Source organism: Leptospira wolffii serovar Khorat str. Khorat-H2, assembly GCF_000306115.2.
Taxonomy (GTDB): Bacteria; Spirochaetota; Leptospiria; order Leptospirales; family Leptospiraceae; genus Leptospira_B; species Leptospira_B wolffii.
Map to the genome: position 1 here is coordinate 146389 of NZ_AKWX02000013.1, position 13846 is coordinate 160234.

Annotated in this window: 10 protein-coding genes; 6 read left to right on the top strand and 4 right to left on the bottom strand. The window is 45.3% G+C overall.

The features are described 5' to 3' along the window. Positions 1–47 precede the first annotated feature (47 nt). Both LEP1GSC061_RS11255 and LEP1GSC061_RS11260 read left to right on the top strand, forming a co-directional pair. Entirely contained in the window at positions 48–1379 is a 1332-nt protein-coding gene (locus LEP1GSC061_RS11255) for a hypothetical protein (RefSeq protein WP_016545637.1), read from the top strand. Further along, positions 1376–2056, top strand: coding sequence for a class I SAM-dependent methyltransferase (locus LEP1GSC061_RS11260; RefSeq protein WP_016545489.1), 681 nt, complete (start codon positions 1376–1378; stop codon positions 2054–2056). Before LEP1GSC061_RS11255 ends, LEP1GSC061_RS11260 begins: the two co-directional genes overlap by 4 nt. 1 nt (position 2057) lies before the next feature. Here LEP1GSC061_RS11260 and LEP1GSC061_RS11265 read toward each other — a convergent pair whose 3' ends face one another. Genes LEP1GSC061_RS11265 through LEP1GSC061_RS11275 form a run of 3 tightly spaced genes read right to left on the bottom strand, consistent with a single transcriptional unit; the run spans position 2058 to position 5998 of the window. Continuing rightward, positions 2058–2930 carry an efflux RND transporter periplasmic adaptor subunit gene (locus LEP1GSC061_RS11265; RefSeq protein WP_016545728.1) on the bottom strand — a complete coding sequence of 291 codons (873 nt, stop codon included), beginning with the start codon at positions 2928–2930 and terminating at the stop codon, positions 2058–2060. 3 nt (positions 2931–2933) lie between these two features. Further along, a complete protein-coding gene (locus tag LEP1GSC061_RS11270) occupies positions 2934–5276 on the bottom strand; it encodes an ABC transporter permease (protein ID WP_040508564.1) in 2343 nt (780 codons plus the stop codon). Then, on the bottom strand, positions 5270–5998 hold the full coding sequence (locus tag LEP1GSC061_RS11275; RefSeq protein WP_016545523.1) for an ABC transporter ATP-binding protein: 729 nt from the start codon (positions 5996–5998) through the stop codon (positions 5270–5272). The genes LEP1GSC061_RS11270 and LEP1GSC061_RS11275 overlap by 7 nt, the downstream gene beginning before the upstream one ends. Before the next feature lie 189 nt (positions 5999–6187). Between LEP1GSC061_RS11275 and LEP1GSC061_RS11280 the strand changes: the two genes are divergently transcribed. The 3 genes from LEP1GSC061_RS11280 to amt all read left to right on the top strand — a co-directional run bounded on the left by LEP1GSC061_RS11280 (position 6188) and on the right by amt (position 10657). After that, entirely contained in the window at positions 6188–7054 is an 867-nt protein-coding gene (locus tag LEP1GSC061_RS11280) for an NADase-type glycan-binding domain-containing protein (RefSeq protein WP_040508566.1), read from the top strand. Positions 7055–7237: 183 nt separating this feature from the next. Further along, entirely contained in the window at positions 7238–8365 is a 1128-nt protein-coding gene (locus LEP1GSC061_RS11285; RefSeq protein ID WP_016545469.1) for a sensor histidine kinase, read from the top strand. A gap of 150 nt (positions 8366–8515) precedes the next feature. Beyond that, positions 8516–10657, top strand: a complete 2142-nt coding sequence (amt, locus tag LEP1GSC061_RS11290; RefSeq protein WP_016545471.1) for an ammonium transporter — start codon at positions 8516–8518, stop codon at positions 10655–10657. Here the strand turns inward: amt and LEP1GSC061_RS11295 are convergent. Continuing rightward, positions 10647–11777, bottom strand: coding sequence for an MBL fold metallo-hydrolase (locus LEP1GSC061_RS11295; protein WP_040508567.1), 1131 nt, complete (start codon positions 11775–11777; stop codon positions 10647–10649). The two genes, amt and LEP1GSC061_RS11295, sit on opposite strands and share 11 nt — an antisense overlap. Positions 11778–12377: 600 nt before the next feature. Between LEP1GSC061_RS11295 and LEP1GSC061_RS11300 the strand changes: the two genes are divergently transcribed. Further along, positions 12378–13679, top strand: a complete 1302-nt coding sequence (locus LEP1GSC061_RS11300; protein WP_016545551.1) for an ATP-binding response regulator — start codon at positions 12378–12380, stop codon at positions 13677–13679. Positions 13680–13846 lie beyond the last annotated feature (167 nt).

Below are 13846 nucleotides of genomic sequence, written 5' to 3' on the forward strand. Positions count from 1 at the left end.
TAAATTTTTAACGTAGCTCCGAAATCCGTAGGGAGACCTTCAGCCGCATGGACTTGGAAAGAAACAGAAAAGCAAACCCCGTTCTTCTCTCGCTCTCTGCGCTCTTTCTCACCGGATTACTGACTCTTCTCTACTCCTGGCACGGAGATCCATCCAATCCGGAAAGTTTTCGGGTTCTCGCCGAGCTCAGATCCTTGGCCGAGGACGGAACATTCTTCTCCTATCAGGAGCCGTTGCCCTTTCTTCTTCTCTATGTTTGGAAATCGGTTCTGGGGTTGAATTATATACCCGCATATCTTTCTTTCGGAGCTTTTTTCTTAAGTTTGGCGGTGCATCTCTGCGCGTATCTGATGCAAAAAGAAACCTGGAAGCTGAATCATTATCTGCTTTGCTATGCGGCGGCGATCAGTCCTTTCGCTTACGGAATCCCGCTCCATAATTTGGGAGAACTAGTCAGTTTGAGTTTTCTTCTTCTGCTCTTTCTTTCTTTCCGGATGGAGACGGTGGTGGATCTGGTGCTTCTCGTTTCCTGCACTTTACTCGGTCTATTCTCGCATTTCACATTCTTCTTAGTAGGATTCACGGTTTTTGTAGTTAAAGCGGGGACCGTGGGAATCCAGGAAAAGAAGAAGCAGCAGTCGGTATTCTTCAAACGCAGAAATCTTCCGAAGCTCTTTTTGTTCGGTTATCTTTCCTTTTTCGCATTACTGATTATTCTATTAGGAAATCTTGATTTTTATGGATCCCATTCCTTCGCCTTTATGGGAAAAGCGATTTGGTCCTATCTTTTGGGGTTCGGTTCCCTTCTTCTCATTCTATTCGTGGGAACTTTCCTTCTTCGCTCCGAAAAGGAATTGAATTCCATTCCGGCTTCGATCGGAATCTTCTTCCTGATCGTGGCTTCCGGTTATTTTTCCGTGAGACCGTTTTCCGGAGTAGATAAGGTTAAATTGAGTTCCCTATCCAAGGATATAGTTTCCCTTAGGGGGAGATCGGTGGTGGATCCGGAAGAAAGGATCTTTACTTCTCCGGAGATAGCTTCTTACGTCTATTTCTATACTAAGCAGAAATTGTCCCATTCTGGGAACTCCGAATTCAGGGATAAGGACTATCTAATCGTTTCCGAAGTCTGGGCCGTGGATCGCAAACTTTTGCAAAGGGAAGTGAAAGCGAAAAATACTCCCTATCTATTTCTCTCGGGGGAAAGGATTCTTATCAACGGATTTCTATGGAAGAGGATACAAACGGATCCTAGTCTGAAGACATTGAAGCCCCGTTCTATAGAAGCAAAGTCCGAGATACAAAACCAAAAAGGATACGACGCATTAAAAGCTTATCTGATCTCTATACTCGCCTCTTCCAAAGCCCCGGAAGTATGAATAAGAAATCCGAAGATTCGGACTTTATCGCTTACGGCGCGAACGGACAGCCGTTCGAAACGAATTATTGGAAGGAAATTTACGGTAGCGGGAAGGATGTGGACGCATCCTTTAACGCAAAGGAACATGCGAGATATATAAAATCCTTGTTCGACCTCATGCAGATTCAGCCTAGAAGCATCGCCGACTTCGGATTCGGTAAGGGACTACTGCTCAAAGAATTCGTAAAAGCGTTCGAGCCTCGCAGGGTGTTTGCGGTGGATCCCTCCGAAGAGATGATAGATCAGATCGCCAAACAAAAATGGATCCGAGGCTATAATCTTTCCTTTTTACATTCCACAATCCAGGATTTGGAGATGAAGTATTTCACCTCCGCACCTTTCGATCTTGGGATCTGCAACTCGGTGGTCCAATACATTCCCGATAAGGAGTTGCCGAAGGTATTCGAAAAATTGCATACGATAGCGCAATATCTGTATTTCACGGTTCCCACGAAGAACGATTACGATCGCATGAAGAAAGAGATCTACTTCGTCGATCCTTACGCCCATCAAAGATCCAAGAAATATTATGAAAAACTAATTCGACCCTATTTTCGAAGGGTCGCTTTCAATCTTTTGGAGAGTAGAATCGTAAAGGACACTCAATTCTGCGACGAACTTTTCGTAGAGGACTGAACTACTTCACTCTGGCTCCTTCTTTGATCTCCTCCGTCGGGTAGAGCACTACCTCGTCTCCGTCCTGAAGACCTTCGGTGAGTAAGGACCACTTGCCGCTCTTGGCTTCGATCTTTACTATCGTCTTCTTCGCTTTTCCTTTTTGGACCCGATACACCGCCCAATCCTTTTGATCTCTAAAAAGGGCGGCCGTGGGGAGTAGAAGGGAATTCTCTTTTTGGAACGCGGTGATTTTCGTTTTCACTTGGAAAGAATCGCCTATCTGAGAAGGAGGATCGAAGTCTATGATCACTCTAACTCTTTGTTCTTCCACTCCTAAAGAGGAGACTTTCGTAAAGGCGGCGGGTTCGATCAGTCTCACTTTTCCGGAGATAGGATCTCCTCCCCAACCTTCGATAATTACCGGATTGCCCGGACGAACTTCCACGCTATCCTGGGTGAGTAACTCGCAGGCAATTTCTAAGCGGGAAGTATCTCCTATATCCAAGATGGGCGCTCCTATGGAGATGGGCCCCGCGCTTTCTCTATGGATAGTGAGAACGGTTCCGGAGACTGGGGCCTGGATTTTGCGGTCGTAATCCCAATTGATGACCGCAACCGTTTCCCCTTTTTGAACGGGTTCTCCCACATGTTTATGCACTCTTTGTAATACTCCATTCACCGGAGAATATAAGGTAAATCTATCTTTGACTCTAGTGACTCCGTCCTCTTCCACGATCTGCTCGTAGGTTCCTTTGGTTACGAATCCGGTTTCTACCGTTAGGGGTTTCGGTTTCAGGAACCACCAGAAGAATAATACTGCGAGCAAGATTCCCGCTCCGATTCTGAATATTCTGTTTTTGTAAATCGTTATAGCCGATTCTTTCCAATCCATGGGTTACTCTCTTATTTTTAATACGGATATCAGGTCCATGGATTTGATCTTTAGATACAGGATCCAGAAGCTGAAAGCCGATGTGATGAATACGGTTAATATGGAATAAAAATACGTTTTGCGCGAAATGGAGAGAGGGATCTGGAATCCTTCCGTCTCTACCGATCCCAGAAGAGCGTAGCCGAATAGATATCCTAGAGCGCAACCGATCGGCACCGAGAGAAGGATTTCCACGACGAGTTCTCCGGATAGAATTAGGAAAACCTCCTTTTTAGTGAAGCCTAATATCCTCAGGCTTCCCAGTTCGAAGGCTCTTTCTGATAAGGAGATAAGAGCGCTATTATATACTACGCCTACGGCGATTACGCATGCGAAAATCAAAATGACGAGAGAAGTGGAGAGTAGGCTCCGGGACATGATCTCGTAAAATATTTTTAGGGTTCTTTTTCTGACCGATATTCCCGAAATTTTAGGATAATTTTTCAATTCATTTAATAACGATTCCTCTTTTTCCGAATCGGTTCTAAGCGCCAATTGGTTGATCGAATCCCCTTCGGAGAGTAGGCGATTTACGGCGGATTTCTCCATATAGGCGCCCTGGCCCAGTATTTCGTCTATGGTTCCCACAATCTCGACGGAAGTGGTCCTTCTATCTCCTTCCAATATTTCCAGATCCACGAAGTCTCCTTTTCGGACTCCCATTTTAGAGGCGAGGCTTGCGTTAAGCAGAATGCCCTGTCCGGGCGGGGCGATATCGGTTCTGGTTTTACTGGCTAATTTTCTTAATTCCGAATTTCTGGGTAATCCCGTCAGTAGAAGTTCCTTCCTAAAACTTCCGAAATGAATCCGTATGGGGACCGTTCTGTATCCTTCCGTTAATAACACTCCGTCCTTTTCCGCAATTTCCCTTTCTGCATGAGAAGAAACGGCGTTTTGAAAACTTAAGGTGACGGAGTCTTTCTGCAAACGTTGGAATTGTATCTCTAAGATCGAGTTCATCGTATCTCTGGAGAATAGTCCGAGTACCATGGTCATCACCGCCGACGAGATTCCTAAGACGGAGAGAAATGTCCTTCCGGGGCGCCGGACCAGATTTCTAAGCGCAATGCGTCGTATAGGAGGTAGATTCTTCCAAAGTATTTCGAACAAGCTCTTACGGAAGGTTTCGGGAATGGGGGGCCGCATCGCTTCCGCAGGCTGCATATTGATGGCCTTGCGGACGGAAATCAAGGATCCGATTGCACCGGAAAGAAGACCGATGCATAAGGCCTGTACGATTAGAATCGGATCGAAATAGAACGGCAATTTCGGAAATTTATAATATTCTCCGTAGAGTCGGAGCATTTTCGTTCCTAGGTATGCTCCGAATATTATTCCTAACAAGGAACCGATAAGGCAAATAACGGAAACGATCTTCAGATAATGCAGGGCGATGCTTAGATTATCGTAACCGACGGCTTTGAGAGTGGCGATTTGTTCCCTTTGTTTGGAAATGATTCTAGTAGCTACGATATGCATTAAAAACGCGGCGACTCCTAGAAATATCAAAGGCATAGAATAGGCTGTGGTCCTTAATTGTTTGAACTCGTCTCTCAGGAAAGAATGGGAAGGCAGTTTGTCGCGATCATAGGAGCCCAGACCTCCGTAAGGCTTAAGCAAGGAATCCAATTCTCCTAATGTAGCCTTCTTATCCGCGCCGGGAGTGAAATTGAATACTATATCGTTGATCGCTCCCTGCATATCTAAGGAGTCTTCCGCGTCTTCCCGGCTCATCCAAACGATTCCGAAATGCTTATCGTCCGGAAGAAAGCTACCCGGCCGAAATACATACACGAACTCCGGGGAAAGGGCTATGCCTGTTACGGTTAGGATTCTCTTCCTGCCTTCTAAAATTGCGATGATTTTCGAACCGGTATGAAATTGGTTCGCGCTTGCGAAGGATTCGCTGACAATGATTTCGTCTTTCTGTTTCGGAAAGCCTCCTTCTCGAATGGATAAAGTATTTAGATTCTCCGGGAGACTTACGATTTTTGCGGCGCTAGGAATGGATTCGGATTCGAAATCCAAAACCACTTCTTTTAGAATTCTTCCTTCGACATAGGAGATCCCGGAAATTTGCGAAACTTGGGATAGGACGGATCTGGGAGCCTTATTCAAGGATACGAATCCCTGAGCTAGGGAATAATCGGCATAATAGGAGTCTCTCGCTTTCTTTAATGAATCATAAGCGCTCAAAGAAGTCAGATACACGGCTATTCCCGAAGCAACAACTAGGATGATCGTAATTCCTTGAGACCGAAGGGAAACAAATTCCCTCCAGACTTTCTTATCCAATGTCTTCACCAATGTAAATCCTCAGTGGACATTTTATTTCGATTTCGACGATCGGATACCATGGATCCGTCGCGCATCTCCAGGACACGATCCGCAATGGCTGCGATTCCGACATTATGAGTAATCACCACGGTGGTTGTGCCTAACTCTCTGTTGATTTTGGAGATCGCATCCAAAACGATCTTCCCCGTTTTGAAATCCAGAGCGCCGGTAGGTTCGTCGCAAAGGAGAATCTCGGGCTTTTTGACGATGGCTCTTGCGATCGCCACCCTTTGCTGTTCTCCTCCGGAAAGTTGAGCGGGAAAATGGTCCCTTCTATCCGAAAGACCCACAAGTTCCAAAGCTTCCGAAGGTTTCATAGGATGAGAGGAGATATCGGTGATCAACCGGACATTTTCCTCTGCGGTAAGACTGGGAATCAAATTATAGAATTGGAATACGAATCCGACGTATTTTCGCCGAAACTCCGTAAGCTCATCTTCGTTGTCTCCCGTCAGTCTTTTGTTCTTGAAATAGACTTCTCCAGCGGAAGGGGAGTCCAGGCCTCCTAATACATTCAGTAAAGTTGATTTACCGCTCCCGCTTGGACCTAAGAGGACTACGAATTCGGATCGGTACAATTCCAGATCCAATTGTTTCAGTGCGGGGACCTGGATTTCCCCCATACTGTAGATCTTTTGCAATCCTATCGTTTTGAATATAGCGTCTTTCGGATTCGATGGGGACTTCTTCATTCAAAGCGATCCTTTTCTTATGTAGGGGAAAAGAAAAGGGAATCGCTAAGAATGTAAAGCTGATAAATGGCAAGGCAGGGAAATTCGTACACCCAACCGTTACTGTTTCCGAAGAAAACGGAATATTCGGAGAAGTAGTAAGGTGTAATATGATTGCAAGCGAGGATATTAAAGTGCTCTTATGAAAGAATGATAAGGATCCGGTTTTACTCGATTTGGCTCATTTTTGGAATTCTCTCTTTTTTCCACCAATGTCGGGACCCCGAACCGGTCATTGAATCGATTGGCGCTTCTTCTACGCTTCTGAAAAATGGAAAGGATTCCGAATACAATGTTAGCAATCTGGTCGACGGTTCCTACAAGAGTTGGTGCGAAGGCGTTCGCGGTCAGGGGATAGGAGAAAAAATCAGGTTGGAGTTGAAGGAATCGACCACGATCCGCAAAATCTATTTTGTAAACGGATTCGGAAATCCGAGGTATTTCTGGACAAACAATCGGGTCGCAAATGTTCGTGCGATCTTTCCGAATGCGAAACAAGAAGAGACTTTTACCTTATACGATCATTTTAAACCCCAAGAAATCGTATTAAAGAACCCTACTAAAGATAAGTCGATTGAATTAGAAATACTATCCGTGAGCGAAGAGCCTCTCGGGGAAAAGTATCCGGAAGATACTTGCATCTCCGAAATAGGTCTGCAGCCCTTAAATGTAACCGTCCCTACCTTGCAAAACGTAATTACGGACTTCAAGATGGTGACTTTCGTGGATAGAACGCGAGGCGCGCATAGATATACGGTTTTCGGAGACGGACGAGTTGCGGGAGATTATTGTGCTGGATGCCAGGTCTCGGAAGGATTCAGAGGGACTTGGGCGACTCGGAATGGAAGAATCGAAATGCTTTATGAAATCGATACGCATGTAACCGGATGCGATTCCATGGGGGAGCAGGAGTGTATACGAAAGGAAGTTTCAATTAAGGAGAATTTCCCTTCGTTTAACCCGTTGGAGATCAAAAATGAAGCCGGAGAAACATTCGAAGTGGAAGAATGGCGATAATACGTGTCTTTTACCGAGATCCGAACGGAGACGCGGATCGTATAGTCGGCAATCTCTTCCTGCATCCCTTAAGGTATTATTGGACACTACAATATAATCGTTGTTAATTCTATTTACAAGTATTCGGAGATTCGATTTACTGCTCTTCGTTTCGGAAGTGCAAGGATCCGAAATTGTGCGCACATGTTACAAAAAATAGAAAGAATTTACGAAGATCGGGACTATTTGACCCGAATCAAAGCGGTTCATATATTCATTTTCAATATATTTACCTTGGGTGTCGGAATTTTCGCAAGTATACTATATTTGGAAAAGGGGATTCGTCCCGGATATGTGATTATCACCGTATCCTCTTTCGTTTCGGCTTGGCTGATTTGGAGTAAAAAGTTCGAATTCGCAGTGCGTCTGAACCTACTTTCCGGATTCGCCTCAGTGACGGCAGGATGGTTTTTTGGCGCCAAGGAAGGGAACTTTTTCTTTTCGATTTCCGCTCTGATATTGGTATTCCTATATCTATCCAATATTCGTAATACGATATTGGTTTCGATTTACTGCTTTGGACTTTTGGCTTTCCGTGCCTTTTCCGGAAAAAGTTTCGAATTTCAGAATCTCGTGTCCTCTCTGGATGTAATAATCATGTATTCCGTTTTTGCGATGGTGTCGATTATGACCGTTCGGGTGATCCAGAACTATTCCGAAGAAAAAGACGTACTCATAAAGGAGATCCATCATAGAGTCAGAAACAATCTACAGGTCCTATCCGGGCTGATCGACCTACAAAAAAGCGTACTCTCTCCGGATACTGGAAAGCATTTCTCGGAGTTTCAGAATCGATTGTTCGCGATCTCCAAAATCCACGATTACGTATACAAGTCCAAAAATTACAATCGGGTAAATTGTAAAATCGTCTTCCAGGAGATACTCTCCAATTTGATCAGAGCTACCTCTTCCGAATCGGTTTTCGTAGATCAGCAGATCGAGAATTTGGACTTTCCCATCGAGACTGCAATTCCTCTGGCTCTCATATTCAACGAGGCGCTATTGAACTCGCTCTTACACGGAAGAAGCAGGGAGACTCCCTCCCGATTGCTCGTAAGTTTGAGCGCACACGGAAATTGCTACCATCTCTTGGTGTCGGACAACGGCCCCGGATTGGAGAGCGATACGGTCTGGAGAGAGCCTTCCACGATAGGTTTTACTTTGATACGTATTTTGGCCCAGCAATTAAGAGGGGATCTAAGGGTGGTTCTGGACGGCGGAACCAGAATCGAGTTCAGTTTTGATCCTGCCAAGAGTTCCTTATCCCTTTAAAACGTCCCGGCGGACTAAATCGGTGCTTAGGGGATAGGGAACCCCGGGCAAGAAGCCTCTGTTCGTTTATTAATGTAGAATATGAGATTTGGATCTCCGAAATGAAATGATTCTTGCCAAACGAATTTACGAAACGGATAAAAGTATGGAATGCCGAAAACCAGTTTCGACATACTTTGGGTCATTATCTCCTCCGGCCTCGTCTTCTTCATGCAGGCGGGATTTCTCTGTCTCGAATCCGGCTTAACCCGAACTAAGAATTCGATCAACGTAGCGATTAAGAATATTACGGATTTCGGAATCGCGACTTTGATCTTCTACTCCGTTGGTTTCGGGCTTATGTACGGGAAAAGCTTTTTCGGAATCGTAGGAACCGATTCCTTTTTTCCCACATTCTACTCGGATCGTCCCGAGGTCCCTGTATTCTTTCTTTTCCAGCTCATGTTCTGCGGGACCGCCGCTACCATAGTCTCGGGAGCAGTCGCGGAAAGAATGAAATTCGGGGCTTATATCATAGTGACGACCGTGATTTCCGCTTTTATCTATCCGGTATTCGGGCATTGGGCTTGGGGAAAGAACTTAAGCGATTGGGAAGTCCTTTCCGGTTGGTTGGGAAGAATCGGATTCGTGGATTTTGCGGGATCCACTGTAGTTCATAGCGTCGGCGGTTGGGTCGGTCTTGCCGCCATGACTCTGATCGGTCCTCGAGCCGGGAGATACGCTAAGGACGGTACGATTCGAACCATCACGGGTCATAATCTTCCGTTAGCGATGCTCGGGACCCTGATATTATGGTTCGGTTGGATAGGATTTAACGGAGGGAGTACCTTAGAATTGAACGGTCTCGTTCCGGGCATTTTGGTAAACACGATGTTAGCGGCTTCCAGCGGAATGGGAACCGCCTTAGCTTACGGTTGGGTACGCTTAAAATATGCGGAGGCTACTTTGCCCTTAAACGGGGCCTTGGCGGGATTAGTCGCGATTACGGCGTCCTGTCAGGCAGTCACCTCCTTGCAGTCCGCATTAATCGGGGTAGTTGCAGGAATTTTAATGTTCGAAACTAGGGAGTTCCTGGATAGAATCAGGATGGACGACGCGGTCGGGGCGATCCCCGTGCACCTCGCCGCTGGGGTTTGGGGGACTATAGCGGTAGGGATATTCGGAGACTTGAATATTCTCGGAACCGGTCTGGACAGAATGGAACAAATCGGGATACAGGCCCTGGGAATTCTCGCCTGTTCCGTTCTTGCTTTCGGACTTAGCTATATCAGCCTATTTTTGGTGAATCGATTTTATCGTCTGAGAGTTTCGGAGCATAACGAACACCAGGGCTTGAATTATACGGAACATAGGGCCTCCACGGAATTGAACGATTTATTTCTGGAAATGGAATACCAGAAAAGAACAGGAGATCTGAGTCGTAATCTTTCCATAGAACCTTTCACCGAAGTGGGGCAGATCGCGGAAAGATATAATCTGGTATTGGAAAAGATTCGGAACAATATCAAGGAGAAGGAGGACCTGACCAATCAGCTGGAGCAAAACTTGAATCTGATCCAAGCGGACCTCTCCACTGCCCGCAAGATCCAATCCAGTATCCTATCCCAAAACGACAAAATTCTGGGAGAACTCGAAATTACGGTTCGTTATCTGCCCTTGACGGAAGTAGGCGGAGACTTTTTCGATATTATGGAACTGCGTCCCGGATTGGTTCGGGTATTCTTGGCGGACGCAACCGGACACGGTGTCCAGGCGGCGCTAATGACTATGGCGATCAAGGCGATTTATGAATCCTTAAAGCGCGGGATTTATAGCGTGACTGAGATCATATACCATCTAAACAACGAATTCATACATACTTTCCGTAATTTGAATCAGTTTTTCACTTGTATCGTTGTCGATATAGATACGAATACGAAATCCATACGTTATGCATCTGCAGGTCATATCCCTCAATATGTGAGGGATGACGACGGTATCCGAAAACTGGAAAAAACGGGAAGAATCATAGGCGTGGTTCCGAAGACCCAGTATACCTCCCGAGAGATAGAGTTTCCTCCCGGCGGCCAATTGCTTCTATTTACCGATGGTCTGGTGGAGCAATGGAATTCCAACAAAGAGGAATTCGGAGAGGCTAGGGTGGAGGAAATGATCCAAATGTTCGACGGATCCGTAAGAGAAGGAATCGATCATATACTTAAAAAACAGGATTCCTTCTTAAACGGTCTTCCCAAACAGGACGATATTTCCGTAATCGGAATCAACTGGAAAAAAGACGATCCTAGTCCTTGATTTTCTCCCACCACTTCTCGAAGGAAGACTTGGAATTCGCGTCCACCCATTCTCCCGGTTTGGGGGTCGCTATATCGATTCCGTTCTCTTCGGCGGCCTTGACTGCTCTTTGGATCGGCTCTTCCCATGAGTGGATCGCCAAATTAAAAGTGCCCCAATGCACAGGCAGGAATTTTTTGCCGTTCAAATCCAGATGAGCCTGTAATGCGTGTTCTGGATTCATATGAATTCCTTCCCAGGTCCAATCGTAAGCTCCTATTTTAACGGAGGTGAGTTGGAACGGTCCCAGTCTTTTTCCGATTTCCTTGAAATGAGTAGAATATCCCGTGTCCCCGCTATGGAAGAATCTATGCTTAGGACCGAGTATGGACCAAGAAGACCAAAGAGTGGATTTGCGGTTAAAGAGACCCCTTCCCGAATAATGAACTGCGGGGGTGCAGATAATTTCGATATTCTTAATATTCCCTTTGTCCCACCAATCCAGTTCCACTATCTTTTCCGAAGGAATCCCCCAGGTTTCTAGGTGGGCGCCGATTCCGAGGGGTACGAAATATTTAGTACCTTTGCTCGTTAGAAATTTCGCGGTTTCCATATCTAGATGATCGTAATGGTCGTGAGATACCACTACTGCGTCGATGGGCGGCAGATTCTTCAATGGGATGGGGACGGGGAAGAATCGACCTGGACCGATACTTTCGAAAGGAGATACTTTATCCGAAAAAACGGGATCGGTCAGAATGCGGATACCGTCTATTTCGACTAAAACTGTGGCATGACCGAGCCAAATCGCTCGCAGTCCCTGGGGAGAAGGAGAAACGAAGTCCTCGGGATTCGGAATCACCACCGGCACAGGTTTGGAAGGGACTCTGATCTCCGAACCGAATAGTTGTCTTCTTAACATCTGGCCGTAAGTTCCGGGAACGATCATCGGCACAATGGGATTATTTTCGAAATACTCTCCCTGGAATTGGCGAGATTTTTTCATTCTTTCCAATCTTTGGCCGGCCGGATTTCCTCCGAAGGAACTCAAACAAGCGGTTTGGCAGAGCGTGAGAATGAATAACACTCCAAATAAGATTGCGGTCGCTAGGGAGAAACGTTTCGTTTTGGGTCCCATCATATTACCTCCTTTCTTTTAGGAAGGATAACGGCTTACAGGAAAAGTAAGGATTGGCAATCCCTATTTTGAAATTTTCCGGAGTGAAAACGGGGCGGGGAGCTTCGGAAATACAAGAACGGTTTCATGGATAACCCGCCGTTTTGAATCTAATCACTAAAAGTGGGGACTCCATTCTCCCGAAAATGTTACCGAGAATAAACTAGCAGAAACAGGCTTTAATCTAAGGAAACAATTTTTTGCATATGAGGAAAATGGGAAATTACTCGTCGAACCTGTTAAGCGGTTTGCAGGAAAGAAATTTGATTTAAGGAGAATTTCAGAACGGTTTCTGAGACCGAGAACGGTCTACGTTTTTAAATATATTAATTTATTTTAAAATGAATGCACGAAAAATTATTTGTTTCCTTTATGAAACAAATTTGTGACCTTTTTGTGTCCTATTTATTAGGGAAGCATGATTGATAAAAATCATTCAGATTCGGATTATTATATTTGTAGGAAAGAAACGGTATCTGGAGTCGGAATGGATTAGTTCAAGAGGGAAAACACCTTATATATATGTATCCCTTTTGGTATAAATAAATTGCCGGATGATAAGAGATGGTTGGTGTAGCGGAAAAAACGGTATTAATATTGGAAGATGCCGAAGAGATTGCAAGACTCTACGAGAAGTATTGCAAAAAAATCGGAGTCAATTGCGAGATAGTAAACGATATCCCTTCGGCGGTTTTGAGAATGAAGAGTTCCAACCGGCGATATTCGGCTATCGTCGTTGATTTGGTTCTAGGGGACCAGAACGGGATCGAATTCATTCAAAAGGCTAAGGAATTAGGTTCGGAAGCGTCCATCATTGTGCAGACTTCCCAGAATTCTCCCGGAGAAATCATCAATGTGATGAAACTGGGAGTAGTGGATTACCTGATCAAGCCGGTATCTTTTGCGGCTTTCGAAAAAACGATTCGAAACGCGATCGATTTGAACACGGATAAAATCGCCCAGATTCAATTCGAGAAGAGCAGCCGAGAAGTACTCCGAAATAAATTGGAATGGTTAACCTATAAGGAATCGGTGCGTAAATCCGACGAGGATTCTCATTTGATCTCCACGATTCGGTCCTTAAGCACTTCCTTGTCGCAAGGCTCTGGCATCGGCGCCATCGTCTCCCTATTGGATCTACTAAAATTGAGCCAGGGCGAGTCCGGAAAGGGCAAGATTGTGAGTAACGAAGTCTTGGAAATGCTGTACTCGAACCAAGAGATCATACGAAAACAATTGGATGGGCTATCTTCGATCTTGACCATCGCGGAAGAGGATAGTTCCGAAGAAAGAACTTCCACCGTCGCCTTGATGCAGGCCTTCTCCAATAAGGTCAAATCCATCGAAACGCAACTCCACAAGAAGAGGCTTAAGATCCGATTCTCGCGCTTTACGGTCGATGAACACGTCCAAATCAATCGGAAATGGATCGAGATGTCCTTTCAGGAGTTACTACTGAATGCGATCAAATATTCCAAGCCGGGGACTTGTATCGATATATTCTTCAGCTTGGCCGACGGATACTTTTGCTTTGCGGTTAAAAACGCCGTGGAGAACGACCAGGCCTTAACGGATTCCAAGAAAGGAGAAGTATTGGTTACTCGTCCTTTCTATCGTATCCTTCCTCCGGTGGAAGAATACACCGAATTAGAGCAATACGGCCTGGGTCTCGGGCTCACTGCAGTGGATCTGGTGGTAAATAAGCATAGAGGTATATTTCATATTTATAATGTCACGGATCATACTACCGGTGAGGTAGAGGATTGCGTAATGGCAAAAGTCTTTTTGCCACTCGACACGACGAATGCGACGGAATCCCGAAATGCGGGGCTAGGTTTCGGTACGCTTTCCATGGCGTCTTCCTGATACGTCACGCATAATATTTGCGTTATGTCGTATAAAAGGGAATAAATGGAAAAATTGGAAAAATCTTTCTATGATATGTACTGACTTCTGTGGTATTATTGTGCCTTCTGAGTCAATACTGTACTTAGAGTTTTTATAAGATTTTTGTCAAAGATCTGGCGTTAGCC

What these genes read in the sequence shown, in the direction of transcription:
- LEP1GSC061_RS11295 (WP_040508567.1), bottom strand. Translation starts at nt 11,777, where the DNA reads ATGATGGGACCCAAAACGAAACGTTTCTCCCTAGCGACCGCAATCTTA.
- LEP1GSC061_RS11260 (WP_016545489.1), top strand. Translation starts at nt 1,376, where the DNA reads ATGAATAAGAAATCCGAAGATTCGGACTTTATCGCTTACGGCGCGAAC.
- LEP1GSC061_RS11300 (WP_016545551.1), top strand. Translation starts at nt 12,378, where the DNA reads ATGGTTGGTGTAGCGGAAAAAACGGTATTAATATTGGAAGATGCCGAA.
- LEP1GSC061_RS11285 (WP_016545469.1), top strand. Translation starts at nt 7,238, where the DNA reads ATGTTACAAAAAATAGAAAGAATTTACGAAGATCGGGACTATTTGACC.
- LEP1GSC061_RS11275 (WP_016545523.1), bottom strand. Translation starts at nt 5,998, where the DNA reads ATGAAGAAGTCCCCATCGAATCCGAAAGACGCTATATTCAAAACGATA.
- LEP1GSC061_RS11255 (WP_016545637.1), top strand. Translation starts at nt 48, where the DNA reads ATGGACTTGGAAAGAAACAGAAAAGCAAACCCCGTTCTTCTCTCGCTC.
- amt (WP_016545471.1), top strand. Translation starts at nt 8,516, where the DNA reads ATGCCGAAAACCAGTTTCGACATACTTTGGGTCATTATCTCCTCCGGC.
- LEP1GSC061_RS11265 (WP_016545728.1), bottom strand. Translation starts at nt 2,930, where the DNA reads ATGGATTGGAAAGAATCGGCTATAACGATTTACAAAAACAGAATATTC.
- LEP1GSC061_RS11280 (WP_040508566.1), top strand. Translation starts at nt 6,188, where the DNA reads ATGATAAGGATCCGGTTTTACTCGATTTGGCTCATTTTTGGAATTCTC.